This is a genomic window from Pseudomonas alkylphenolica (assembly GCF_000746525.1).
Taxonomy (GTDB): domain Bacteria; phylum Pseudomonadota; class Gammaproteobacteria; order Pseudomonadales; family Pseudomonadaceae; genus Aquipseudomonas; species Aquipseudomonas alkylphenolica.
In genome coordinates this window covers 3,778,889-3,802,863 of sequence record NZ_CP009048.1, presented here as the reverse complement: position 1 = coordinate 3,802,863, position 23,975 = coordinate 3,778,889, and the positions used below count along the sequence as shown (strand labels likewise).

General features: G+C 60.7%; 20 protein-coding genes and 1 pseudogene. 7 read left to right on the top strand and 14 right to left on the bottom strand.

Translation table 11 applies throughout. The features are described 5' to 3' along the window. The first annotated feature begins 184 nt into the window (after positions 1-184). On the top strand, positions 185-931 hold the full coding sequence (locus tag PSAKL28_RS17445) for an SDR family oxidoreductase (protein WP_038612878.1): 747 nt from the start codon (positions 185-187) through the stop codon (positions 929-931). Positions 932-956: 25 nt separating this feature from the next. On the opposite strand, the gene mapR is transcribed toward PSAKL28_RS17445, so the two are convergent. The 6 genes and pseudogenes from mapR to PSAKL28_RS17415 all read right to left on the bottom strand — a co-directional run bounded on the left by mapR (position 957) and on the right by PSAKL28_RS17415 (position 7,039). Then, a complete protein-coding gene (gene mapR / locus PSAKL28_RS17440; RefSeq protein ID WP_038612876.1) occupies positions 957-2,366 on the bottom strand; it encodes a GntR family transcriptional regulator MpaR in 1,410 nt (469 codons plus the stop codon). 40 nt (positions 2,367-2,406) lie between these two features. Beyond that, positions 2,407-3,819, bottom strand: coding sequence for a cytochrome c oxidase accessory protein CcoG (gene ccoG, locus PSAKL28_RS17435; protein WP_038612874.1), 1,413 nt, complete (start codon positions 3,817-3,819; stop codon positions 2,407-2,409). A gap of 124 nt (positions 3,820-3,943) precedes the next feature. After that, a pseudogene (locus PSAKL28_RS28305) lies at positions 3,944-4,075 on the bottom strand (DUF3203 family protein); the annotation flags it as partial. A 589-nt stretch (positions 4,076-4,664) separates the two neighbouring features. Then, on the bottom strand, positions 4,665-5,564 hold the full coding sequence (locus PSAKL28_RS17425; protein ID WP_038612870.1) for a hydroxymethylglutaryl-CoA lyase: 900 nt from the start codon (positions 5,562-5,564) through the stop codon (positions 4,665-4,667). 18 nt (positions 5,565-5,582) lie between these two features. Continuing rightward, on the bottom strand, positions 5,583-5,984 hold the full coding sequence (locus PSAKL28_RS17420; protein ID WP_038612868.1) for a MerR family transcriptional regulator: 402 nt from the start codon (positions 5,982-5,984) through the stop codon (positions 5,583-5,585). A gap of 131 nt (positions 5,985-6,115) precedes the next feature. Next, positions 6,116-7,039: a LysR family transcriptional regulator gene (locus tag PSAKL28_RS17415; protein WP_038612866.1), complete on the bottom strand. Its 924-nt coding sequence runs from the start codon at positions 7,037-7,039 to the stop codon at positions 6,116-6,118. Between the two features lie 138 nt (positions 7,040-7,177). On the opposite strand from PSAKL28_RS17415, the gene PSAKL28_RS17410 reads away from it, so the two are divergent. Further along, positions 7,178-8,407 carry an acyl-CoA dehydrogenase gene (locus tag PSAKL28_RS17410; protein ID WP_038612864.1) on the top strand — a complete coding sequence of 410 codons (1,230 nt, stop codon included), beginning with the start codon at positions 7,178-7,180 and terminating at the stop codon, positions 8,405-8,407. A 42-nt stretch (positions 8,408-8,449) separates the two neighbouring features. Here PSAKL28_RS17410 and PSAKL28_RS17405 read toward each other — a convergent pair whose 3' ends face one another. From PSAKL28_RS17405 to xthA, 3 genes are all read right to left on the bottom strand, one after another. Then, positions 8,450-9,457 (bottom strand): TerC family protein, encoded by a 1,008-nt coding sequence (locus PSAKL28_RS17405; RefSeq protein WP_038612862.1) that lies wholly within the window; start codon positions 9,455-9,457, stop codon positions 8,450-8,452. Positions 9,458-9,625: 168 nt separating this feature from the next. Continuing rightward, the gene (locus PSAKL28_RS17400; protein ID WP_038612860.1) at positions 9,626-10,948 is read right to left on the bottom strand and encodes a substrate-binding domain-containing protein; all 1,323 of its coding nucleotides are present in this window, start codon (positions 10,946-10,948) and stop codon (positions 9,626-9,628) included. 151 nt (positions 10,949-11,099) lie between these two features. Continuing rightward, the gene (gene xthA / locus PSAKL28_RS17395; RefSeq protein WP_038612858.1) at positions 11,100-11,912 is read right to left on the bottom strand and encodes an exodeoxyribonuclease III; all 813 of its coding nucleotides are present in this window, start codon (positions 11,910-11,912) and stop codon (positions 11,100-11,102) included. Between the two features lie 162 nt (positions 11,913-12,074). Between xthA and PSAKL28_RS17390 the strand changes: the two genes are divergently transcribed. Genes PSAKL28_RS17390 through PSAKL28_RS17380 form a run of 3 tightly spaced genes read left to right on the top strand, consistent with a single transcriptional unit; the run spans position 12,075 to position 18,205 of the window. Then, positions 12,075-12,734 carry a GNAT family N-acetyltransferase gene (locus PSAKL28_RS17390; RefSeq protein ID WP_038612856.1) on the top strand — a complete coding sequence of 220 codons (660 nt, stop codon included), beginning with the start codon at positions 12,075-12,077 and terminating at the stop codon, positions 12,732-12,734. A 57-nt stretch (positions 12,735-12,791) separates the two neighbouring features. Continuing rightward, positions 12,792-14,534, top strand: a complete 1,743-nt coding sequence (locus PSAKL28_RS17385; protein ID WP_038612854.1) for an autotransporter assembly complex protein TamA — start codon at positions 12,792-12,794, stop codon at positions 14,532-14,534. 47 nt (positions 14,535-14,581) lie between these two features. After that, entirely contained in the window at positions 14,582-18,205 is a 3,624-nt protein-coding gene (locus PSAKL28_RS17380; protein WP_096335713.1) for a translocation/assembly module TamB domain-containing protein, read from the top strand. A gap of 6 nt (positions 18,206-18,211) precedes the next feature. On the opposite strand, the gene PSAKL28_RS17375 is transcribed toward PSAKL28_RS17380, so the two are convergent. The 4 genes from PSAKL28_RS17375 to PSAKL28_RS17360 all read right to left on the bottom strand — a co-directional run bounded on the left by PSAKL28_RS17375 (position 18,212) and on the right by PSAKL28_RS17360 (position 20,644). Then, positions 18,212-18,745 carry a DUF2589 domain-containing protein gene (locus PSAKL28_RS17375; protein WP_038616844.1) on the bottom strand — a complete coding sequence of 178 codons (534 nt, stop codon included), beginning with the start codon at positions 18,743-18,745 and terminating at the stop codon, positions 18,212-18,214. A gap of 118 nt (positions 18,746-18,863) precedes the next feature. Beyond that, positions 18,864-19,502, bottom strand: coding sequence for a DUF2589 domain-containing protein (locus tag PSAKL28_RS17370; RefSeq protein ID WP_038612850.1), 639 nt, complete (start codon positions 19,500-19,502; stop codon positions 18,864-18,866). Between the two features lie 66 nt (positions 19,503-19,568). Further along, positions 19,569-19,964, bottom strand: coding sequence for a Mor transcription activator family protein (locus PSAKL28_RS17365; protein WP_038612848.1), 396 nt, complete (start codon positions 19,962-19,964; stop codon positions 19,569-19,571). Positions 19,965-20,182: 218 nt separating this feature from the next. Continuing rightward, on the bottom strand, positions 20,183-20,644 hold the full coding sequence (locus tag PSAKL28_RS17360) for a hypothetical protein (protein WP_038612846.1): 462 nt from the start codon (positions 20,642-20,644) through the stop codon (positions 20,183-20,185). A gap of 158 nt (positions 20,645-20,802) precedes the next feature. Here PSAKL28_RS17360 and PSAKL28_RS17355 point away from each other — a divergent pair, with 158 nt between their 5' ends. Further along, on the top strand, positions 20,803-20,991 hold the full coding sequence (locus PSAKL28_RS17355; RefSeq protein WP_038612844.1) for a hypothetical protein: 189 nt from the start codon (positions 20,803-20,805) through the stop codon (positions 20,989-20,991). A gap of 36 nt (positions 20,992-21,027) precedes the next feature. On the opposite strand, the gene PSAKL28_RS17350 is transcribed toward PSAKL28_RS17355, so the two are convergent. After that, entirely contained in the window at positions 21,028-21,414 is a 387-nt protein-coding gene (locus tag PSAKL28_RS17350; RefSeq protein ID WP_038612842.1) for a fe2+ zn2+ uptake regulation protein, read from the bottom strand. 213 nt (positions 21,415-21,627) lie between these two features. Here PSAKL28_RS17350 and pvdQ point away from each other — a divergent pair, with 213 nt between their 5' ends. Further along, positions 21,628-23,943, top strand: coding sequence for a bifunctional acylase PvdQ (gene pvdQ, locus PSAKL28_RS17345; protein WP_038612840.1), 2,316 nt, complete (start codon positions 21,628-21,630; stop codon positions 23,941-23,943). The last annotated feature ends 32 nt before the right edge of the window (positions 23,944-23,975 follow it).

The window sequence follows — 23,975 nt, the reverse complement described above, 5'->3', positions numbered from 1 at the left end:
GGTGGCATGACCTTAGCGAGCAATGGCTGTCAGAAATCTGAGCGGCAGATTACAGATTTGTCAGGCACACTGATCGTTCTGTCTGCGCTGAGGTGTTGTGCTGGAACGTGTGTGCGCCGCTTTGCGGCTGCCCCGTCCTGCGTTAGCCTTGAGCGGTATAGGCCATTGGGGGCAAGGAGTATCCATGGATAAAGTCATCGTGATCACTGGCGCCAGTCGTGGCATTGGCGCCGCGACCGCACGCCTGGCGGCCCGTGAAGGGTATCGCATCTGCATCAACTACCTGAGTGACGACGAGGCGGCCCAGCGGGTGCTGGCCGACGTTCGCGAATTGGGCGCCGAAGCCATCGCGGTCAAAGCCGATGTCAGTGTCGAAGACGAGATCATTCACTTGTTTCAGCGCGTCGATGCCGAGCTAGGGCCGGTGGCCGCGCTGGTCAATAACGCGGGAACCATCGGCCAGAAGAGTCAGCTTGAGCATATGTCGGAGTTCCGTCTGCTCAAGTTGATGAAGACCAACGTGGTCGGGCCGATGCTCTGTAGCAAGCATGCCGTGCAGCGGATGTCGAAGCGCCATGGCGGGCAGGGTGGAAGCATCGTCAACGTCTCGTCGGTGGCCGCGCGGCTGGGTTCGCCGAACGAATATGTCGACTACGCGGCCTCCAAAGGGGCGTTGGACACCTTCACCATGGGCCTGGCCAAGGAAGTTGCCGGTGACGGCATCCGGGTCAATGCCGTGCGCCCAGGCTACATATTCACTGATTTCCACGCGCTCAGCGGCGACCCTGAGCGGGTCAGCAAGCTTGAACCTGGCATCCCCATGGGGCGTGGTGGTCAGGCCGAAGAGGTGGCCGAGGCGATTATCTGGCTGCTGTCCGACAAGGCGTCGTACTCCACAGGCAGCTTCATCGATCTGGGCGGCGGGCGCTGAGTCTGCCCTCCACACTGTCGGGCGCTCAGAACGAGCGCACGATTCTGCCCAGGGTCTCCATGGCTTGCTCCGATTGCTCGGTCCACGGGCTGCCGTAGTTCAGGCGGATACAGTTGCGAAAGCGCTGGGTCGGCGAAAAGATCGGCCCGGGCGCGATGCTGATGCCCTGAGCCAGGGCCATCTGGAACAGCTTGAGCGAGTCCATTTGCTCCGGCAGCTCCAGCCACAGGAAGTACCCCCCCGACGGGTGACTGACCCGAGTCTGCGCCGGAAAGTGCCGGGCAATGGCGGCAAGCATGGCGCTTTGCTGCTCTTCCAGGGCATAGCGCAGTCTGCGCAGGTGCCGATCGTAGCCGCCGTGCTGCAGGTAGTCGGCGATCGCCGCCTGGGCCGGCATCGAGGCGCACAGCGAAGTCATCAGTTTCAAGCGTTCGATTTTCTGCGCATAGCGTCCGGCGGCCACCCAGCCGATCCGGTAACCTGGCGCCAGGCTCTTGGAGAAGGAGCCGCAGTGCATCACCAGGCCATCGGTATCGAAGGCCTTGGCCGGTTTCGGCGCTTGCTGGGCGTAGTACAGCTCGGCATAGACGTCGTCTTCGATCAGCGGCACCTGATGCTGGCGCAGCAGTTCGACCAGCTGCTGTTTTTTCTCCTCCGGCATGCTCGCACCCACCGGATTCTGGAAGTTGGTCATGCACCAGACGGCCTTGACCGGGTGTTTGGCCAAGGTTTGCGCCAGCACGCCAAGGTCGATACCTTCGCGCGGGTGCACGGGGATCTCCACAGCCTTCAGTTTGAGCCGTTCGAGCACCTGCAGGCAGGCGTAGAAGGCGGGCGCCTCGATCGCCACCAGGTCACCGGGCTCGGTCACCGCCTGCAGGCACAGGTTCAATGCCTCCAGTGCACCATTGGTGATCAGCAGCTCCTCCATCGGCAGCATCAGCCCGCCGACCATATAGCGCAGGGCAATCTGCCGACGCAGTTGCGGGTTGCCCGGCGACAGGTCGGTGACCACCATGCGCGGATCCATTTCGCGGCTGGCGCTGGCCATGGAACGGGCCAGGCGTGGCAGCGGGAACAGGTGGGGGCTGGGGAAGGCCGAGCCGAAGGCGACGGTCTGCGGGTCTTTGATCGAGTCGAGAATCGAGAACACCAGCTCGCTGACATCCACTTCGGTGGATTCACTCGCTTGCTCGATGATCTGCGGCTCGCTGAACTGCCGCGGCGCATGGGCGTTGACGAAATAGCCCGAGCGCGGCCGCGCGCGGATCAGCCCGCGGCGTTCCAGCAGGTAGTAGGCCTGGAACACTGTGGAAGGGCTGACCCCGTGGGTCTGGCTGGCGTAGCGCACCGACGGCACGCGCTGGCCGGGGCCCAGGACCCCGGAGCGAATCAGTTCGGCAATGTCGTCGGCGAATTTTTCGTAGCGTTTCATCATGGCTCAGGACGTTTCGACTGCTGCGAAGTGTATGTGATCAGCGGTTCAAAGGCGCGACAAAACGGCTGTGGGCAACACTGGAAATACCGGGTTGGTCGCTGTCGCTGATTTCGAAACCGATTTCCTGGGAGCTGCTTTGCGGCCGTTCGGCAAGCATCGCCACCGATACCGGCATCTCGCTCATCTCACCCGCATCCAGGGTGAACTCGGTCTTGCCGTGCAACTCGAAGCCCTCGGCGTCTACCAGGCGCAAGCGGTAGTGCTGCGTTTGCTGGGTCTTGTTGATGACCTTGAGGGTGTAAATATTTTCGATCTGGCCCAGGTTGTTCTCGCGGAACAGGCCACGGTCCTTGATCACGTCCATCGACACCATCGGCCGTTGCTGCAGGGCGATGACCAGGGCACCGATCATCACCACCAGTACGGTGACGTAACCGAGCAGGCGAGGGCGCAGCCAGTTGGTCTTGCCGCCTTGCAGGTTGTGTTCGGACTTGTAGCCAACCAGGCCGCGGGCATAGCCCATCTTGTCCATGATCGAGTCACAGGCGTCGATGCAGGCGGCGCAGCCGATGCATTCCATCTGCAGGCCGTCACGGATGTCGATACCGGTCGGGCAGACCTGCACACACATCTGGCAGTCGATGCAATCGCCCAGGCCTTTGGCCTTGTAGTCGCTGTCTTTCTTGCGGGGCCCACGGGATTCGCCGCGCGCCGGGTCGTAGGCGATGGCCAGGGTGTCCTTGTCGAACATCACGCTCTGGAAACGGGCATACGGGCACATGTGCATGCACACCGCTTCACGCAGCCAGCCGGCATTGATATAGGTGGCGCCGGTGAAGAACAGGATCCAGAACAGGCTGACGCCGCCCAGTTGCAAGGTGAAGAGTTCTTCAGCCAGCGGCCGGATCGGTGTGAAGTAGCCGACAAAGGTCAGGCCGGTAAGCACGCTGATGGCCAGCCACAGGGTGTGTTTGGCCGAGCGTCGGGCCAGTTTGTTCACACTCCAGGGTGCGGCATCGAGCTTGATGCGCTGGTTGCGATCACCTTCGGTGACCTTCTCGCACCACATGAAAATCCACGTCCACGAGCTTTGTGGGCAGGTGTAACCGCACCAGACCCGCCCGGCAAGCACCGTGATGGCGAACAGGCCGAAGGCGCAGATGATCAGTAGCGCCGACAGGAGAATGAAGTCTTGCGGCCAGAAGGTTGCACCGAAAATGTGGAACTTGCTGTCAGCCAGGTCCCATAACACGGCCTGGCGACCGTTCCAGTTCAACCAGACGGTGCCGAAGAACAGCAAAAACAGAAAGCCCGCGCCACCCAGGCGCAGGTTACGAAACAAGCCGGTGAAGCTGCGGGTGTGGATCTGTCTGTCGCTGCTGGCGGTCTTCTTCTTGGTGGCGGAAGGCTCGGCAATTTCAACGATCTGGACGGGAATTCTATCGCTCATGGTTCGTCGCTCATCAGGCCTCGATCAGGCCAGAGCACTATGGCGCCGCATCTGTTTGCATAACAGGCTCAGATATTTCGATAAAAACCGTATCAGATTTCTTGCCGCAACCGTACAGGCCCCAGATTATCGAGGTTTGACCGGTGCTTTTGAGGTGCCTGCGACCATCCACCGCACCTGCTACAGTCAGGGCATCGGTGTCTGCTTCAGTGATCGGCACGGGTTGGCCAGCCAGTTCGGTCACGGACATGCGCAGGTTCGAGAAGGAAGGAGGGAGGAGGAAAAACCAGGAGGGCAGGAAGCACTGAGGGGAGCCGAAGCTCCCCTCAAAGATTGTTGCGTGCTCTTTTTTTGTTATTGGAGGGCGGCCTGTTGTTGTTTTTGGCGACCGTTGCCTCTTGTCACTGGCGATCCCCATTCGGGATCAAGAGCAAACGTATTTTTTTGAGCGCTGATCTACTCTCATCATTGCTGATCCAACCGTGACTTTCGCTACCTTGGGGTAGTTTTATTGTTTTATGTCAGGTTGCGGGGGCGAACCCCGGAAAAGCACATCTTCTCCAAAAAAATCTGTTAGCTGCGTCTCTGTCGTGTTGTTCTTGTTATGTCAGAGTCGTTACGTCTTATTTTTATTGGGTGTGTCACAGTTTTTATTGTTCTTGTACCAGAGATATAGCAGGTGCCGTGCCAACTTTTTAAAACTCAATGAAATCAATGGTTTAAGTTTTTTGGCAGGAAGGGGAGGCGGGGAAATCTGTCGATTTGTTTCCGTGTTACCCGGTTTTTTCCTGAAAAGTGCGGGGGCGGTAACACCCTGGTCGCCACCAGGCTGTTACCGCTGATGATTACTGCGCGTTACGTGCCCGCGCTACCCGGGAGCCGCTGGTACGGCCAAGCACCTTACTGATACGCAGGCCCGCGTCGATCAACCGGTCCAGGTCGATGCCGGTCTCGATACCCAGGCCTTGAAGCATGTACAGCACATCTTCGCTGGCCACGTTACCGCTGGCGCCCTTGGCGTAGGGGCAACCACCCAGGCCTGCGACCGAGCTGTCGAAGACGTTGATCCCTTCAAGCAGGCTGGCATAAACGTTGGCCAGGGCCTGGCCGTAGGTGTCATGGAAGTGTCCGGCCAGCTGGGCGCGTGGCACATGTGCGGCAACCACCTCGAACAGGCGGCGGGTGGCGCCCGGGGTGCCGGTGCCGATCGTGTCGCCCAGCGACACTTCATAGCAGCCCATCTCAAACAACTCGCGGGCCACCGGCGCCACCTGCTCGGCACTGACCGCGCCTTCATACGGGCAGCCCAGCACGCAGGATACGTAACCCCGTACACGCACGCCGTTTGCGCGGGCTGCGTCCATGATCGGTACGAAACGCTGCAGGCTTTCGCTGATCGAGCAATTGATGTTGCGCTGGGAGAAAGCTTCGGATGCGGCGGCGAACACCGCTACCTCTTTCACCCCGGCTGCCAGGGCATCCTCGAAACCGCGCAGGTTCGGTGCCAGGGCGGCGTAGGTGACACCGGACTGTTGTTTGATGTTGGCAAACACCTCGGCGGAGCCGGCCATTTGCGGTACCCACTTGGGCGAGACGAAGCTGCCCACTTCTATATAAGACAGGCCCGCCGCCGTCAGGTCATCGACCAGCCGGACCTTGTCTGCCACGCTGATGGGCTGGGCTTCATTCTGCAGGCCGTCGCGCGGGCCGACTTCGACCAGGCGGACTGTTTCAGGCAATGACATGGCGCGGTTCCTCAGGGCTCAATGGCTGTTTTTCTGATTGTTCAGGGTGGCGGCCAGCGCTTGTTCACAGCGCTCTTCGGCGGTGTCCAGCTCCAGCTGCATCTGCTGGATATCGAGCAGTTGCTGTTCGAGCTGGGCGCGGCGTTCGGCGATTTTGGCCAGCATGCTGTGCAACTGTTTCAGGTTGCCGCTGGTCGGGTCGTAGAGCTCGATCAGTTCGCGGCACTCGGCCAGCGAGAAGCCGATGCGCTTGCCGCGCAGGATCAGTTTCAGACTGACCTTGTCGCGGGCCGAGTAAATGCGCTCAAGGCCCCGACGTTCGGGGCTGAGCAAGCCCTGTTCCTCATAGAAGCGGATGGCACGGGTGGTGATGTCCAGCTCGCGGGACAGGTCGGAGATGCTGTAGGTCTGGCTGCTCATGGTCAGGCTCGGGAAAAGGGCATGAGCTAACCTAATGGCAGGTTGACGTATACGTCAAGCTTCGCGGGGCAAGCCCGCTCCCACATGGATCTCACTGGGCCGGTGGGAGCGGGCTTGCCCCGCGATACGGCCTACGCCTGAGCCCGCTCGTCCTGCGCCACCACCGCCTGGCACAACTCAATGATCTGCTCGCGCATCCAGCGGTTGGCCGGGTCTTGATCGGTACTTTCATGCCAGTACAGGTGGGTTTCCAGCGGTGGCACATCGTTGACCGGTAGGCTCAGATAATTGAGTTGGTGGCGGCGGGCGAAGCGCTCCGGCACGGTCATGACCATGTCGGTCTGTTGCAGCACTTGCGAGGCCATCAGGTAATGCTGTGAACGCAGGGCGATCTTGCGCTGTACGCCCATCTTGCCCAGGGCCAGGTCGACATAGCCCAGGCCGTTGCGGCGGCTGGAGATATGGATGTGGGTCATCGCCAGGTAATCGTCCAGACTGAGTTTGTCTTTGGCCATCGGGTGGCCCTGGCGCAAGGCGCAGACGTACTGATCCTGCATGAGTTTGACGTGGCGCACCTGCGGGTCGGTGTTGAGTGGGGCATCGACGGCAAAATCCAGGCGCCCGGCAGCCAGTTCCTTGGTGGTCTCACGGCGCTTGCAGAGAAAACTCTCGATGATTACCGCTGGCGCCAGGCGGCGCAGGCGCTGAAACAGCGGCGGCAGAATCACCGCCTCGGTGAGGTCGGTCATGCTGATGCGAAAGGTCTTGTTCGCCTGCAGGGGATTGAAGATGCGGCTTTCCTGCACCGACACACGCAATAACGACAGGGCATTGCGCACCGGGCCGATGATGTTCTGCGCCATGGGCGTAGGGACCATGCCTTGCGCGGTACGGACGAACAGCGGGTCGTTGAAGGTCTCGCGTAGCCGCGACAGGGCATTGGACACTGCAGGCTGGGTAATGCCGACGATCTGCCCGGCACGGGTCAGGTTGGCTTCGGTGTAGATGGCATCGAAGACGATGAACAGATTCAGATCGACCTTGCTCAGGTTCATGGGCGCTGCTCTTGTTGGTGTTATGGGTCAATCATATATTGGTTATGAATGTTTATACACGCCGAGAATAGACTAGGTGGATTTTGCTCGCTGATCTAGGCTCTTCATCAGATCCTCATTCCACTGAAGGTACTGCCCATGGATTTCGCCTATTCACCCAAGGTCCAGGCGTTGCGCGAACGTGTCACGGCGTTCATGGATGCTTATGTCTATCCCGCCGAAGCGGTGTTCGAGCGCCAGGTCGCCGAGGGCGACCGCTGGCAGCCGACCGCAATCATGGAAGAGCTCAAGGCCAAGGCCAAGGCTGAAGGGCTGTGGAACCTGTTCCTGCCCGAGTCGGAGCTGGGCGCAGGCTTGAGCAACCTGGAATATGCGCCCCTGGCTGAAATCATGGGTCGTTCGCTGCTGGGCCCCGAGCCGTTCAACTGCTCGGCCCCGGACACCGGCAACATGGAAGTGCTGGTGCGCTATGGCAGTGAGGAACAGAAACGTCAGTGGCTGGAACCGTTGCTGCGTGGCGACATCCGTTCAGCCTTTGCCATGACCGAGCCGGATGTGGCGTCTTCCGATGCCACCAACATGGCCGCCCGCGCTGTCCGCGAGGGCGACCAGTGGGTGATCAATGGCCGCAAGTGGTGGACCTCCGGTGCCTGCGATCCACGCTGCAAGATCATGATCTTCATGGGCCTGAGCAACCCGGACGGCCCGCGTCACCAGCAGCACTCGATGATTCTGGTGCCCACCGATACCCCCGGGGTGAAAATCGTCCGGCCACTGCCGGTGTTCGGTTACGACGACGCTCCCCATGGCCATGCCGAAGTGCTGTTCGAGAACGTGCGAGTGCCTTACGAGAACGTGCTGTTGGGTGAGGGGCGTGGTTTCGAGATTGCCCAGGGGCGCCTTGGCCCTGGACGCATTCACCATTGCATGCGTTCGATCGGCATGGCCGAGCGGGCCCTGGAACTGATGTGCAAGCGTTCGGTGGAGCGCACCGCGTTTGGCCGCCCGCTGGCGCGCCTGGGCGGTAACGTCGACAAGATCGCCGATTCGCGCATGGAAATCGACATGGCACGGCTGCTGACGCTGAAGGCGGCTTACATGATGGACACGGTGGGCAACAAAGTCGCTCGCAGCGAGATCGCCCAGATCAAGGTGGTGGCACCGAACGTGGCCTTGAAGGTCATCGACCGGGCGATTCAGATTCATGGCGGTGCCGGGGTCAGTGGTGACTTCCCGCTGGCTTACATGTACGCCATGCAACGTACCCTGCGTCTGGCCGACGGCCCGGATGAAGTGCACCGGGCGGCGATCGGCAAATACGAAATCGGCAAATACGTTCCCAAGGAAATGCTGCGCAGCGGGCATTGATCCGCACGCTTTAGATATCAGGCCCGCCGATGCGGGCCTGATTCATTTGTGACTGCCGGAGTTTGCGGGGTGGTGTGGCTGGTCGCGGGTCTTGAACAGTGACAACACTACGCCGCCACTCAACAGGCTCACGGTCACACCCAGCGACAGCAATGCCGGCACTGCGCCGATCAGGCCGTGATAGAAGATTTTGCTGCCGATAAAGATCAGCACCAGGGCCAGGGCGTACTTGAGATAGACAAACCGATGCATCAGCGCCGCCAGGGCGAAATACAAGGCGCGCAGGCCAAGGATCGCGAAGATGTTCGAGGTGTAGACAATGAACGGGTCCTGAGTGATGGCGAAGATGGCCGGCACGCTGTCGACGGCGAACACCAGATCGGCCAGTTCGATGAGTACCAGCGCCAGGAACAGCGGGGTGGCGTACAGCACGGTCTTGCTTTGCCCGGCAGCCTTGAGGCGCACGAAAAAACGCGGGCCATGCAGGTCATCGGTGACGCGCAAATGGCCGCGTACAAACTTGAGCACCGGGTTGTTGGCCAGGTCCGGGTGGGCCTCTTCGCGGGAGAACAGCATCTTTATTCCGGTAACCAGGAGGAAGGCACCGAACACATAGAGGATCCAGGCGAACTCCTGGACCAGGGCGCTGCCTACGCCGATCATGATCGCGCGCAGCACCACCACGCCGAGGATGCCCCAGAACAATACCCGGTGCTGGTAGAGGCGGGGGATGGCGAAGTAGCTGAAGATCATCGCCATGACGAAGACATTGTCCATGGACAGCGACTGTTCGACCAGGAACCCGGTGTAGAACTCCAGGGCAGGTTGCGCGCCCAGCTCCCACCAGATCCACCCGCCAAACAGCACACCGACACTGAAATAGCTGGCGTACAGCAGCAGGCTTTCGCGCATCTCGATTTCGTGAGCCTTGCGATGCAACACGCCCAGATCCAATACCAGCAAGGTCAGGACAATGCCAATGAATGCCAGCCAGAACCAGGTGCTGGTGCCGAGAATGTCGTTTTCGAGAAATGCCTGTAGAGCCGCCATGCGCCCCTCCTTAATTGTCGACGTTGCCAAAAAAAGCAACAGTGACTCCGACATGGCGGCTTGGCAGCCGTCAGAGGGGCCCGGCATCACTAATCAAAGCCTAGCTGCGGGGGCGCGCCGGTGCCCGACTGGGCTGTTACAAATAATTGCGCGGGATAATGCGGGCTGTCAGTAGACCCAGACTTCAACCCGCCGGTTACGGATGCGGCCTTCTTCGGCGGTATTGGCTGCCACCGGCAGTTCGTCGCCCAGGCCGATGATCTCGCGCGGGGCCACGCCTTCTCTGGCCAGTTCCCGGCGCACGGCCATGGCGCGCAGGCGAGAAAGCAAGACGGCGCGCTCGGGATCGTCCTTGGCATCGCCAAATCCAACCAGTACGGCATCTTGTTCCAGTTTGTTGTGCTGGCGCAGGAACTCGACCACCCGCCGCACATCACGCAGCGCTTTGTTGTCCAGGCTGGCATTGCCCTCCTGGAAGCGGAAGTTTACCGATAGGCGCTGGGCGTTGCGGGCCAGCGTCCGATAGCGTGGCGGCATGTTGTCGGCGGGGGGCACTTTGACGGCCTGTACCTGCTGCCCGACAAACCCGCTGGCGGTGACAATCGCTTGCCCTTTGGGGCTTTGGGCAAACTCCACCAGCGCCCGGGCCCACGGCGTGGCCTGGCTCGGCGACAGGTAGAAGTACAGACGCCGTGACAGCGGATAATCTTCGCTGGCCACCAGTGCCGGGCTTGGCAGCATGGGGCGGGAGGCACCATCGGCGATCGCCAGCACCTTGGCGCCATGTACTGACGCCAGGCTGCTGAAACCAATGGCCTGGCGGTCAGTCAGGACTGTAGAGGCCAATTGTTCACCGGATTCAAAGCGCCGGGCGGTGCTGGCCAGCGTCTGCCCGACGGCATCGAGCACCAGCGCCTTGAAGGTTTCGAAGGTGCCTGAGCGGTCATCCCGGGCATACAGGTGAATCGGTCCGTTTCCCAGACCCAGTTCCTCCCAGGTGGTGATCTGTCCGGAAAAAATCTGCGCCAACTGCCCGGTGCTCAATTGCGGCAGGGGATTGTCGGGATGGACGATGACGGCGACGCCATCCAGGCCGATGACCTGTTCGGCGGTGGCGCTGTTCAGGTCACCCAATGCCTGGAGCGCGCTCAGTTCACTGACCTTGATCGGGCGTGAGGCGGCGGCCAGATCGGCCTGTCCGGTCTTCAGTGCGGCAAAGCCGGTGCTGCTGCCGTGGGCGGCGATGTCGATACGCAAGGGCTGGCCATGGGCATCCTGGGCGCTGACCTGGATTTCGTTGGCAATACCGGTGGTCACGATTGATATATGGCTGGCGCGTTGAGCTTCCAGCATACCCTTGACCAACGCTGGTGCCAGCGCCGCGCCAATGGTGTTCGAACCCTGGATACGTAGTTGCGCCGGGGTGTCAGGGGCGGCCCGGGCAAGGAGCGGAAGCAGGCACAGCAGAATCAGGCTGAGGTGGCGGAACATGCCGGCAGGCACTCTTCGGGCGAAGGATGTGCCGCAGATTAAGACGGTTGGATGACCGTAAGATGACAGCGCCTGATCGCGGGGCAAGCCCGCTCCCACAGGTTGTGTATATAAGGCTGTGGGAGCGGGCTTGCCCCGCGAAGAATCGGCGCTACGCCAGTTCCAGCCAGATCGGCGCATGGTCCGAAGGCTTTTCCATGGCGCGCAGGTCGTAATCGACCCCAGCTGCCTTGATCCGCGGCAGCAAGCCCTGGGAGGCCATGATCAGATCGATGCGCAGGCCGCGCTTGGGCTCGTCTTCGAAGCCGCGGCTGCGGTAGTCGAACCAGCTGAAACGGTCGGCAACCTCGGGGTGCAGGTGACGGAAGCTGTCGACCAGACCCCAGTTCTTCAGGCGTGCCATCCACTCGCGCTCTTCGGGCAGGAAGCTGCACTTACCGGTCTTCAGCCAGCGCTTGGCATTGTCGGCGCCGATGCCGATGTCACAGTCTTCGGGCGAAATGTTCACATCGCCCATGACCAGCAATGGCTGATCGTTCTTGAACTGGTTTTCCAGCAAGGCCTGCAGGTCGCTGTAAAAGCGCTGTTTGGCCGGGAATTTGGTCGGGTGGTCGCGGCTTTCACCCTGGGGGAAGTAGCCGTTCATGATGGTGATCGGTGTGCCATCGCCATCGGCGAAGGTGCCCCAGATAAAGCGGCGCTGGGCATCCTCTTCATCGCTGGCAAAGCCTTTGTGCAGGCTCAGCGGCGCCTGGCGCGAGAGCAGGGCGACGCCGTAGTGGCCTTTCTGGCCATGGAAATGCACGTGATAACCCAGGGCCTGGACCTCGGCCAGCGGAAACTGATCGTCGCTGACCTTGGTTTCCTGCAGGCCAATCACGTCTGGCTGATGCTTTTCGATCAACGCCGCCAACTGATGGGGCCGGGCGCGCAGGCCATTGATGTTGAACGAGACGATCTTCATGGGAAACACAATCCTGATAAAACCAAGGATCCTAGCCGACATCGACGGCTGCGGCCAGCGTGGCGCACCACTGCATAGGCTGCTAACGTGGTGCTCGGGGCGAACGTCGGCGCAACGTACGCCTTGAAGGCAATGAATGCCCATTTGTGGAGGTTTGTCAGCATGACCGAATCGACTGCTGTCCCGGCTCAGGTCCGCCTGCTTGATGGTGGCTACAGCCGTGAGGCGCGTTCATTGTTGTATCACGCCTATCGGCATGAGCCGACCTTTGCCTTCCTGTTCGAGGCGCAGCGTCCTGGCTATGACCAGCGCATTCGCGCCACGGTGCGAGAGCTGGTCAAGCAACATTTTTTGCAGGAGTTGCCGGCATTGGGGCTGCTGGTTGACGACCGGCTGATCGGTATTGCCCTGATCGCACCGCCACAGCGCCGCCTGGGCATCACTGAAAGTTGGGCCTGGCGCATGCGTATGGTCTTGAGTACCGGTTTTCGTTGTACCCGGCGCTATCTCGATTATCAGGCGGCGCTGATGGCCTGCCTGCCGGGTGAGGCCGTGCATGTGTTGCCGCTGCTGGGGATTCATCCGCAGTTCCAGGGTAAGCACTACGGCGAGCAATTGTTGCAAGCTGTGCATGACTGGTGTGCCGAGGACGAGCACTCCCAAGGCGTGGTGCTGGACACCGGAAATGAACACTATCTGGCCTTTTATCAGCGCCAGGGTTACCAGGAAATCGGCGAAATTGCTGTAGGACCTGTACGCGAACATGTGTTCTTTCATCCCAACCCCCAGCCATCTCAACGTGCATCGGCCATGCCTGCATAACAGGCGCGAGAGCCTCGGACTCCATGCTGGCGCCAAGCTCTGGTAGCATCCGCGCCTATGACGTATTCAGGACGATTCACCTGCGGTTTGATTCTATGGATGGCCAGCATTGCTGCGTATGGGCAAAGCGAGCTGGTTGTGAAGGTCAAACCTGCCAATAACGAACTCAAGGCCAATGTCGAGGGCTATATCGGCAGCCTTGGTAAACGCGATGAAGAGGCGCTGCTGCGTTTCAGCCGTGGGGCTGTCGAGCAGGCGCGTAAGGCGGCTCAGGCACTGGGCTACTACCAGGCGCAGATCGACACTGAGGTCAAGGCGCCGACCAAGGCCGACAACGGCCCGCAGCTGATCCTCAGCATCGACCCTGGCGAGCCCGTGCACTTGCGTGACGTGACCATCCGCATTGATGGCCCGGCCACTGAACTCAAGGCATTTCGCATGCCCGACAGCAAGGCCCTGCGTTCAGGTGAAGTGCTCAACCATGGGCATTACGAAGACGCCAAACGGCTGATCCAGAACCAGGCTGCGCGTTACGGGTTCTTCAGCGGGCGTTTCGTGCGCCAGCGCCTGGCGGTTGATCCCCAGGCCGGCGTTGCCGACATCGAATTGATCTATGACAGCGGCCCACGCTATCGCCTGGGCAAGGTAAGTTTCGCCGGCGACACCCCGTTCGACGAAACCCTGCTGCAGCGTATGGTGCCGTTCAAGGCCGACACCCCCTACGATTCCGAGCTGATTGCCGAGCTCAACAATGCCCTGCAATCGAGCGGCTATTTCGAGGGCGTGCGGGTCGATGCCGCGCCTACGGCCGCGGTAGCGCAAAGCATTCCCGTCGCGGTGCAACTGAGCACTCGCAAGCCACGCACCATGGGCCTGGGCCTGGGGTTTTCGACCGACGTCGGGCCGCGTGGCAAGGCCAACTGGACCCGCCACTGGGTGAATCCGCAGGGCCATAGTTACGGCTGGGAAACCGAGTTGTCGGCCCCCCGGCAGAACGTCGGGTTGTGGTACGACATACCCCTTGATCCACCGTTGACCGACAAAGTCCGCTTTGCCGGTGGCTACCAGAACGAAGAAATCGCCGGCACCGACACGTTGAGCAAGCTGCTCACCGTTGGCCCGGAATGGCACAGCAAGCTGCCCAGTGGCTGGCAGCGCGTGCTGTCGCTCAAGTACCAGCGCGAAGAGTATCGCCTGGGTGATGACTCGGGCCTGAGCAACCTGTTGATGCCTGGCGTCAGCTATTCCTACCTGCGTAGCGACAACCGCATCGACCCGCACAACGGCTATCGCCTGCAGTTCGATGTACAGGCGGCCAAGGAAGGACTGGTGTCCGATACCAACCTGCTGCATGCCAACATGGTGCTCAAGGGCTTGACCACACTGGCCCAGAAACACCGTTTCCTCGGTCGTGTGCAAGTCGGTGGCAGCGCCACCAACGACTATCAGAGTTCGATACCGCCTTCGCTGCGTTTCTTTGCCGGGGGTGACCAGAGCGTGCGCGGCTATGACTACCAGAGCCTGTCGCCGGAAAACTCCGATGGAGATCGAATCGGTGGCCGCTACCTGGTGGCCGGCAGTGCCGAGTATCAGTACGAAGTCGTGGAAAAGTGGCGGGTAGCGACTTTTGTCGACCAGGGTAATTCATTCAACAACCTGGAGTTTCCCAGCCTCAAGACCGGTGTCGGTATTGGCGTGCGCTGGGTATCTCCGGTCGGGCCGCTGCGTCTGGATCTGGCCCACGCGCTGGATGACGATGGCGGCTTTCGTCTGCACTTCTCCATGGGGCCGGAATTGTGAGTCGCGTTTTCAGAAATATCCTGCTCGCGGTGCTGACACTGCTGCTCATGCTGGTGTTGCTGCTGGGCCTGTTACTGGGGACTCAGACGGGCAGCCGCTGGGCGCTGGGACTGGTGCCGGGTTTGCAGCTTGAGCAGTTCCAGGGGCGTCTGGGGGGGCAATGGCAGGCCGAGCGCGTGTTGTGGGAGCAGGGCGCCGATCGGGTCGAACTGGTTGCACCGGTGTTCGCCTGGTCACCGGCATGCCTGTTGCGCATGACCTTGTGTGTCGAGCGCTTGCAGGCCGAGCAGGTCAATCTTGCCTTCGCCCCTGGCGAGGCCACACCCGACAGCGGGCCGCTGCAATTGCCGGCGCTGAAACTACCGTTGGCAATCGAGCTGGGTGAGGTGCGCATCGGGCACCTGCGTCTGGATGGCAATGAGCAATTGAGCCAGTTGCAACTGGCGGCTCACTGGACTGTTGCGGGCTTGCAGATCGACAGCCTGCAACTGCAACGCGATGACTTGCAGTTGAGCCTGCAAGGCCGGCTGCAACCTGAGGGCGACTGGCCGCTGCAGGTCCAGGGGCAGTTACGGCTGCCCAAGGTCGATGGCCAGGACTGGCAACTGGCGGTACAGATTGAGGGTGAGCTGCAGAAAACCCTAAAGCTCACTGGCGACAGTAGCGGCTACCTGAACGCCCGGCTCAGTGGTGAGCTGCAGGCGCTGGCTGAACAGTTGCCGGCCAAGCTACAGATCAGTGCCCAGGCGTTCAAACCCGGTGCCGAGCTGCCTGACACGCTGCAACTGAATAATCTACAACTCAGCGCCAACGGCAACCTGCAGAGCGGCTATCAATTGCTCGGCTCGGCCAGCCTGGCGTCCGAGCAGCAGCCTGTGGCCTTGAGCCTGCAGGGCAGGGTCGATGCCAAGGGTGCGCAACTGAGCGCCCTGGACCTTACTGCCAGCGCGGACCAGCGCCTCAAGCTCACGGCCAGTGCCGACTGGCAAACAGGCTTGAGCGCCGAGGCGACCATCGATTGGCTGGATTTTCCCTGGCTGCGTCTGTATCCGCTGGAGCCAGCGCCGCAGGTCACGTTGCGCCGCTTCAATGGCCAGGTGCAATACCGCGATGGCAACTATCAGGGCGAATTCAAGGGCGACCTTGACGGGCCGGCGGGGGCGTTCAGCCTGAGCAGTCCGTTCAAGGGCGACCTGCAGCAGATCGCACTGCCACAACTGGCGCTCAATGCCGGTCAAGGCAAGCTCGCGGGAAGCGTGAGTGTACAGTTTGCTGATGCTGTGGCCTGGGAGGCCGCTCTCGAACTGTCGGCGCTGAACCCGGCCTACTGGCTCGCCGAGCTGCCCGGCACTCTGGCCGGTCCGTTACGCAGTAAGGGCCAGATCAAAAATGGCGAACTCAGCCTGGATGCCGACCTTGACCTCAAGGGGCGTCTGCGCGGTCAGGCGGCAGTGCTCAAGGCTGTCGCTCAGGGGGCTGGACAGACCTGGACCCTCGGTACTCTCGATATCCGCCTGGGCGACAACCATATCAACGGCAGTGGCAGCCTGCAGCAGCGCCTGGCCGGTCAGCTGGACCTCAATCTGCCTCGTCTTGGCCAGCTCTGGCCGCACTTGCAGGGGCAGCTCAAGGGTAAGCTGGAAGTCGCCGGAACCCTGCAGGCGCCGCAAGGTACGCTGACCTTGCAGGGCCAGAAACTGGCCCAGGCTGACAATCACTTGCAGCGCTTGACCCTGGATGCCCGACTGGACAGTGCCCAGCGTGCAGTGATTGATCTGCAGGCCGGCGGAATTCGTCTGGGTGATACTGCTCTGGGCGTGCTCACCGCCAAAGGTCGTGGAGACATTCGCCAGCAGCAGCTGGAACTGGCGCTGGACGGACCGCAGCTCAAGCTTGACCTGGGTGTGGATGGGCAACTGGACAAGGGCAACTGGCGTGGACGCCTGGCCAGTGGTCAGATCCAGGCCGGTGGCCAGGACTGGCGCTTGCAGGCACCCGCAAAGCTACAACGCCTGGCCACTGGACAACTGGATTTCGGCGCCCATTGCTGGCGCTCCGGACAAGCCAGCCTGTGCGGCGACGACCAGCGTCTGGCACCCGAGCCGCGCCTGCGTTATCACCTCAAGCAATTCCCGTTGCAAAGCCTGGCGCAATGGTTGCCCAAGGACTTCGCCTGGCAGGGTCTGCTCAACGCCGACATCAATCTGGACCTGCCAGCCAGTGGTCCGAAAGGTACCATTGTGGTCGACGCCAGCGGTGGCACCCTGCGTTTGCGCGAGAAGGATCAATGGCTGGATTTCCCCTACCAGACCCTGCGTTTGCAAAGCACTCTGGCGCCACGCCGGGTTGATACCCGCCTGGATTTCAAGGGTGAGCGTCTGGGCGAACTGTCTCTGGTCACCCGACTCGATCCTGTAGCCCGCAACAAACCATTGAGCGGCGATTTTCGCCTGACCGGGTTGGATATCGCCATTGCCCGCCCGTTTGCACCGATGGTCGAGCGCCTGGCCGGCCAGTTGAACGGCAGCGGGCAGCTGTCTGGCACGTTGCTGGCGCCACAGGTAAACGGCAGCTTGAACCTGAGCGCTGGCGAGGTTGCCGGGGCAGAGTTGCCGATCAGCCTGGAAGACCTGAACCTGCAGGCGCTGATCGCTGGAGAGCAGGTGCAGATTAACGGTGCCTGGAAAAGTGGTGAGGCCGGTCAGGGCAGCCTGCGCGGCCAGGTCGGCTGGGGACGGGCTCTGGCGGTTGACCTGCACCTGCAGGGTCAACGTTTGCCGGTCACCGTCGAGCCCTATGCGAACCTGGAAGTGGCGCCGGACCTGAAGATCAGCCTGCTCGATGACAAGCTGGCGGTGGCGGGTAAGGTTCGGGTACCCAAGGGCAAGATCACGGTGCGTGAGTTGCCGCCTTCGACCGTCAAGGTTTCTGATGACACGGTGATCGTTGGCCATCAGACCGAAGAGGGCAAGGCACCGATGGCAGTTGCCATGGACATCGATGTCGAGGTGGGCCAGGACAAGTTGTCGTTCAGCGGCTTTGGCCTGACCGCCAATCTGCTCGGCCATGTGCACATCGGCGACAACCTCGACACCCGTGGCGAGCTGAGCCTGGCCGACGGACGTTACCGTGCCTACGGCCAGCGCCTGACTATCCGCCGTGCGCGCCTGTTGTTTGCCGGGCCCATCGATCAGCCTTACCTGGATATCGAAGCTATCCGCCAGACCGATGACGTGATTGCCGGTATCCGTCTCAGCGGCAGTGCCGAACAACCCACCACCCAGGTGTTTTCCGAGCCGGCCATGAGTCAGGAACAGGCGCTGTCGTACCTGGTATTGGGGCGCCCCTTGGGTTCCACGGGGGAAGATAACAACGTGCTCGCCCAAGCGGCGCTTGGCCTGGGCCTGGCTACCAGTGCCGGGGTGACTGGCAGCCTGGCCTCAAGCCTGGGGATCGACGATTTCCAGCTGGACACCCAAGGCAGTGGTAACAGCACCAGCGTGGTGGCCAGTGGTAACCTCACCGAACGCTTGAGCTTGCGCTATGGCGTGGGCGTGTTCGAGCCGGTCAACACGGTTGCATTGCGCTACAAGCTGAGCAAGAAGGTCTACCTTGAGGCTGCCAGTGGCCTGGCAAGCTCTCTGGATATTTTCTACAAGCGCGATTTCTGATAATCGCTATCCGCGTACGGTGGCAGCTTCGATGAATTCGTTGCTGTCATCCGTGGGCTTGGGAGGGTCAGGCAGTCGTTGCGGGCTGATCAGGTTGGTGTATTCCTCGATCAGACGGTTTAGCGCCTCGGGAGGCTCGCAGGCCTGGAACTGCATGCGGATTTGCACTTCATCGGGATCACGGCTGTCACCGTTGCGCTTGTTCTGGCCGCCTACCGTCACATAGAAGCGCTCGCGCTTCAGGTTCTCGCTGGCCTTGGTGGTTTCGGTATTCTGGATTCTCACCGACAGGTCAACCTGCATACGCTCCAGTGCCAGCCCCCTGGGTGAAACCAGGGCAATCAGCGGGACGTGCATCTTGTGCTGATCATCCATCGCCACCTCAACCATCTTGGCCTTCATCGGTGAGCCCAGTGCCTGGGCGTCGTAATCGAAAAACTGATCGAAGAGTTTGATGTACTGCTGGGCGATCAGATTATTGGTGGCGGCAGCGGCTTCTTGTAGGCCACGGGTAATGTCACAAAGATCGCTGGCGGTGATGGGGGCGTTTTTCGAGGAGAGATCATCCAAGCGTTCGCACTCCTTGTGTTTCTGGCAGGAGGCCTCTCACGAGGGAGAGGCCGGATTCGTTGGCAAAGCATGATCAAGCGGGTATGAATTAGGGTTGTGTTGCCTGGTCAGGCATTGGCAGGGCCGATCCAGGCAGTGCATCAAGGTTTTGAGCCGTGGCATCAGCCATGACCACCGGTTTGGTGGCTGCTTCAGTGAGGAAATCAATCACGCGCATCAACGCCTCTGGCGGGTCCTGACGGCGGACTTTGGTGTTGAAGGCATAGCGTGCACGGGTGTCGGTTTTACGGGTCTGGCTGGACTTGTGGCTGACCTGGCCCTTGACGTTGAGTTTGAATGGTCCCCAACCCAGCGAGGCGCCGAAACTCGCTTCACCACCGGTCTCGGTAGTGCTCTCGGCTTGCTGGCTGATGGTCAACTCAAACTCGATATTGCCTTCTTCAATGACAATGTTGGGGTGGGTAACCGCTGCCAGCAGCGGGATCTGCATCTTCTTGGAGACAGTCCCCTTATAGACCCCTTGTTCATCGGTGATGGTTTCGTCGTAGTCAAACTGAATGGCAACGGCCTTGCCATCCTGAATACACACGCCCATAAGAAAGTCGGCGTACGACTTGCTCGCGGTGACTTGCGCCTGAATCATCGCCTGCAAAGGGCCGGAGATCATTCGGTCCAGTGGCAAGGCGTTCATGACCGAGCCGATCAAGCTGTTATCGATAGTTGCCATTGCGGAATTCCTTTTGATGAATGCACATCATTGTGCGGATGTGTCTTGAGTGCCGAAGTTAGCGGCTCAAGAGGTGAGGCGAGCGTGTGCACACGACTCCTGGCGGCGGATGTTGCCGATCTGGCGCAAGCTCAAGCCGTATTTGTTGGCTAGCATGCTGCGCGAGAGACCCTCGGCGCTTTCCTGCTGGATCTGTTGATTGCGCAGTTGGCGCAGGAAGTGGTCGACCTTGGGGATTTCCAGAGCCATACCGGCAAAACGTTTGATCAGGGCGTCCAGGGCTGTCGCAGGGAGAACCTGCGCCAGAGTGGTACGTTCACGGTGCTTGGGGATGTACTTGGGGCGGCCACCGAAAGCACAGGTCAAGTTGTAAGCGTTTTCAATACCCAGGCATTCGATGAGCATCTGTAGCGAATGGGGCAGCTGTTGGATGTCAATACGGTTGAGATCGCGCAGTTCCATGGTGACTTCCTTGTAGGGATTGGCTTGACACCTTCATGTTTGAACATCCCGACCGTGCGTAACAGGCAGCAAGCGCAGCAGGGGCGGTGGGCATCGGATATGTGGTTTGTAGGCAAGGAGGGCCATGGGAATAGGAAAGTCATGGCTGATTCGGCGTAACCCCTTGGTTCTGCGCTCCAGATGCTTGAGCGAGCGGGGCTAGGTCTGGCAACCCATGTTTACTGGCAGGGGTGCACCAGCAGCAGGCTGATTTGCCCGAGGTAGGGGCCGGGCCGGTTCACGGCGTGCTCCGGGAGGGTACGCCAGTCAACCCAGATGCACACGGCGCTGAGGCTGGCTTTTGCGTGTTTACCTACGGTTTGCGGAGAAAAGTCCCGGCGATACAGGACCTGGGTCTGGTTGACTGCACTTGTCTCTTTTGGCTGCGACAGGGTCAGGGCTGTTGCCTTGATGAGCTCGGCGGAATCAAGGCTGAAGTGGGGGGTAGTCGATTGTTCGTACAGATACCCGGCCTGACGCGAGCGCTGCCAAAGTTGTTGCCACTGGCTGGCACCGGCGTGTTCGGCCAGTTGCTTACCCAGTGCAACGCGTTGATCGGGGGAGAGTGTCGAGGTGGGGAGCGCTTGGGCTTCAAGGCCAACCAGCAAGGTGATACCACTTAGTAATCGACCGAGGAACATGGCGAGTTTCCATTCGTCTGGGACTATGCCCGGGACGTCATGGTTTCAGGCGCAAGGTCACTACAGAAGGAGGAAATTGTCCGCTCGCGGCAAGGCTGCGTTGTATGATGCGCATGGGCCGTTCCGGGCCCTTACCCCGATGTTGCAAGGAAATATCAATGACTCAAGGTCAACGCCTGAAATATTCCATTCTGATCTCCCTGCTGGTGCTGGGGATCATGCTCGGTCTGTCCTACCTGCAGAAGCAGGGGACGATCAGTGAACAAGTGTTCCAGTACATTGCCATTGCGGTGGCAGTTGCGGTTGTGGTGATCAACGGCATCATGCGCCGCAAGGTCAAGCTCTGAAGTGATCAGCACGGCCGGCATACGCCGGCCTTTCGCTTAGCGTGGGCAGGTTTGCTCCAGAATGCTGCGGGCCTCGGGGTTGAGGCTGTAGCATTTGTCGTTGCCCATGTTGATCACACCCTCGACGCACAAGCGCTTGAGCACTTCCCGGACACTGAGGAACGACAGGGGAACATCCAGCTGTTCAAGCTGGCTGTGGACGCCGCGTACACCGATGCTGCGCCCACTCCTGTCGGCCATGTGCAAGGCATCAATGACCTTGAGGCGGATCAGGCTGGTACGCAGCCCGAATCTCCTGAGCAGTTCGCGAATATGCTCGTTGCCGGGACGCTCGTTGTCGCTGTTGTCGACTTTTACTGTCAAGGCTTGCCGAGGTTTTCGCTCGGGGCGGTTGGCGATCGCAGCCTGTTGCTGGTTATACATGTGAAAGCTCCCTTTCGTGGCCAGTCCAGATACCGTCAAAATTGTTGCCTACACCCTATAAGACGAATGAGCGTGGCAAAACTGCAGTACCCGGGGAAAAATTTTTCGAGCCACATTAGGTAAAGACGTTTCGGCAAGGCCGATTCCGTAAATTTATCGCCTGTGTTTCGTTCAATCAGGATCAATAGTTCCCTGATCGATGCAGGAGTGTCCGTGATCAAATCCCATCCGTTGGCAAGCGTCTGTCTGGCCGGACTGCTGCTCGGTCTCAGTTTTGCTGCCCAGGCCCGTGTTGCTCCGGGCGATGCCAGTGCCGAAATTCGCCGCACCAGCTTTGGGGTACCGCACATCCTGGCCCGGGATGAACAGGGGTTGGGCTATGGCATCGGTTATGCCTACGCCCAGGACAACCTGTGCCTGCTGGCCAATGAAGTGGTCACGGTTAACGCCGAGCGCTCACGCCACTTCGGGCCTGAGCAGGTAACCTTCGAGCAGCGCGAGAACCTCGCCAGTGATCTGTTCTTCAGCTGGCTCAATTCGCCCTCTGCAGTATTCGGCTTCTGGCAGGCACAACCGGCGCAGGTGCGGGCCCTGCTCGAAGGCTATGCCAAGGGCTACAACCGCGCACTGGCCGAGCGCGTGGCCCAGGGGCAGGGCGCGCAATGCCTGCAGGCGCAGTGGCTGAGACCGATTACCACGCTTGATCTGGTCAAGCTCACCCGGCGTCTGTTGGTTGAAGGTGGGGTTGGGCAGTTTGCCGAAGCCCTGGCGGGCGCTACCCCGCCCAATGCCGTCGCGCGCCTGAACGTGGACATGAGCGTGGCGCAAGCACGGCAAAACAATTTCGCTCTGGAGCGCGGCAGCAATGCGGTGGCGGTGGGGCACGAGCGATCGGCCAGTGGTCATGGCATGTTGCTGGCTAACCCGCACTTCCCCTGGGCGGGCGGCATGCGTTTTTACCAGATGCAGCTTACCGTGCCCGGAAAGCTGGATGTCATGGGCGCGGCCTTGCCAGGTCTGCCCCTGATCAACATCGGTTTCAACCGTCACCTGGCCTGGACCCACACGGTGGATACTTCCAGGCACTTCACGGTGTATCGGCTTGAGCTCGATCCCAAGGATCCGACCCGCTACCTGCTCGATGGCAAGTCGATACCGATGAACCGCCAACGTCTGACGGTGACGGTCAAGGGAGCGGACGGCAAGCTGACACCGGTCAACCGTGACGTTTACAGCTCAGTGTTCGGCCCGGTAGTCCAGTGGTCTGGACGGTTGGACTGGGACAAGCAGCACGCTTTCAGCCTGCGCGACGCCAACCTGGACAACACTCGCGTACTGCAGCAGTGGTACAGCATGAACCAGGCTGACAGCCTGAAAGCGTTGCAGGACTCGGTGCATCGATTGCAGGGTATTCCCTGGGTCAACACCCTGGCCGTGGACGCCAAGGGGCAAACTTTGTACCTGAATCAGTCGGTGGTGCCTTTTGTCGATGCTACCTTGCTGGCGCAGTGCAGCGATCCGGCAGCAGGACAGGCGTTGATCGTGCTCGACGGTTCGCGCAGCGCCTGCAACTGGAAAATTGACCCGCGTGCAGCGCAGCCGGGCATCTTTCCAAGCCAACTGCTGCCGAGCCTGAGCCGTGGCGACTTCATCCAGCACTCCAACGACTCCGCCTGGATGGTCAATCCGGCGCAGCCGTTACGTGGCTATTCGCCGTTGGTCAGTCGCGAGGACCAGCCCCTTGGGCCACGCAGCCGCTTTGCCCTGCAACGCCTGAACCGCGAAGGCAAACTGAGCGGCACCGATCTGCAGCAGATGGTGATGGACAACCAGGTCTATCTGGCGGAACTGCTGATGCCGGACCTGTTGCAATGGTGTGGTAAACAGGCGCCGGACTCGCCATTGACGACGCTGTGCAGCAGCTTGAAAGCCTGGGACCTGCGTGCCGACCTCGACAGTGGCATCGGGCTGGTGCATTTCCAGAACATTCTGGAGCCGCTGCTGCCGCGTCCGGATATCTGGCGAGTAGCGTTCGATCCGAGCGATCCCCAGCATACCCCGCGTGGACTGGCAGTCGAGCGCGCCGACGTGGCAGCAGCCTTGAACCAAGCCGCCCTGGCCTCGCTGGCCGAGGTCGAGCAGGCCGGTCTGACAGCTGATGCGCAGTGGGGGCAGATCCAGCAAGCCGCCGACGGCACGCCGATTCACGGCGGGCCTGCCAGTCTGGGGGTCTACAATGCGATCCAGAGTGTAGCGGCCGGGTCTGGCAAGCGCCTGGTGGTCAGTGGTACCAGCTACTTGCAGCTGGTGACCTTTGATAGCAAGGGGCCGCAGGCCTTGGGATTACTGGCTTTTTCCGAGTCCAGCGAGGCCGGTTCAGCGCATGCCAGTGACCAGACACGGGCTTTTTCGGCCAAGCAGTGGCATGTGATTCCCTTCACTGAGGCGCAGATCAAGGCTGATCCACAGTATCGGGTGCAGGTGATTCGGGAGGCGGATTCGGCGGCGGTGGCCAAAGTCATGCCCTGATCCGTCGGCCTTATCGCGGGGCAAGCCCGCTC

Excerpts from the sequence above, each read along its gene's own strand:
- PSAKL28_RS17445 (WP_038612878.1), top strand. The coding sequence starts at position 185 with ATGGATAAAGTCATCGTGATCACTGGCGCCAGTCGTGGCATTGGCGCC.
- mapR (WP_038612876.1), bottom strand. The coding sequence starts at position 2,366 with ATGAAACGCTACGAAAAATTCGCCGACGACATTGCCGAACTGATTCGC.
- ccoG (WP_038612874.1), bottom strand. The coding sequence starts at position 3,819 with ATGAGCGATAGAATTCCCGTCCAGATCGTTGAAATTGCCGAGCCTTCC.
- PSAKL28_RS17425 (WP_038612870.1), bottom strand. The coding sequence starts at position 5,564 with ATGTCATTGCCTGAAACAGTCCGCCTGGTCGAAGTCGGCCCGCGCGAC.
- PSAKL28_RS17420 (WP_038612868.1), bottom strand. The coding sequence starts at position 5,984 with ATGAGCAGCCAGACCTACAGCATCTCCGACCTGTCCCGCGAGCTGGAC.
- PSAKL28_RS17415 (WP_038612866.1), bottom strand. The coding sequence starts at position 7,039 with ATGAACCTGAGCAAGGTCGATCTGAATCTGTTCATCGTCTTCGATGCC.
- PSAKL28_RS17410 (WP_038612864.1), top strand. The coding sequence starts at position 7,178 with ATGGATTTCGCCTATTCACCCAAGGTCCAGGCGTTGCGCGAACGTGTC.
- PSAKL28_RS17405 (WP_038612862.1), bottom strand. The coding sequence starts at position 9,457 with ATGGCGGCTCTACAGGCATTTCTCGAAAACGACATTCTCGGCACCAGC.
- PSAKL28_RS17400 (WP_038612860.1), bottom strand. The coding sequence starts at position 10,948 with ATGTTCCGCCACCTCAGCCTGATTCTGCTGTGCCTGCTTCCGCTCCTT.
- xthA (WP_038612858.1), bottom strand. The coding sequence starts at position 11,912 with ATGAAGATCGTCTCGTTCAACATCAATGGCCTGCGCGCCCGGCCCCAT.
- PSAKL28_RS17390 (WP_038612856.1), top strand. The coding sequence starts at position 12,075 with ATGACCGAATCGACTGCTGTCCCGGCTCAGGTCCGCCTGCTTGATGGT.
- PSAKL28_RS17385 (WP_038612854.1), top strand. The coding sequence starts at position 12,792 with ATGACGTATTCAGGACGATTCACCTGCGGTTTGATTCTATGGATGGCC.
- PSAKL28_RS17380 (WP_096335713.1), top strand. The coding sequence starts at position 14,582 with ATGCTGGTGTTGCTGCTGGGCCTGTTACTGGGGACTCAGACGGGCAGC.
- PSAKL28_RS17370 (WP_038612850.1), bottom strand. The coding sequence starts at position 19,502 with ATGGCAACTATCGATAACAGCTTGATCGGCTCGGTCATGAACGCCTTG.
- PSAKL28_RS17365 (WP_038612848.1), bottom strand. The coding sequence starts at position 19,964 with ATGGAACTGCGCGATCTCAACCGTATTGACATCCAACAGCTGCCCCAT.
- PSAKL28_RS17360 (WP_038612846.1), bottom strand. The coding sequence starts at position 20,644 with ATGTTCCTCGGTCGATTACTAAGTGGTATCACCTTGCTGGTTGGCCTT.
- PSAKL28_RS17355 (WP_038612844.1), top strand. The coding sequence starts at position 20,803 with ATGACTCAAGGTCAACGCCTGAAATATTCCATTCTGATCTCCCTGCTG.
- PSAKL28_RS17350 (WP_038612842.1), bottom strand. The coding sequence starts at position 21,414 with ATGTATAACCAGCAACAGGCTGCGATCGCCAACCGCCCCGAGCGAAAA.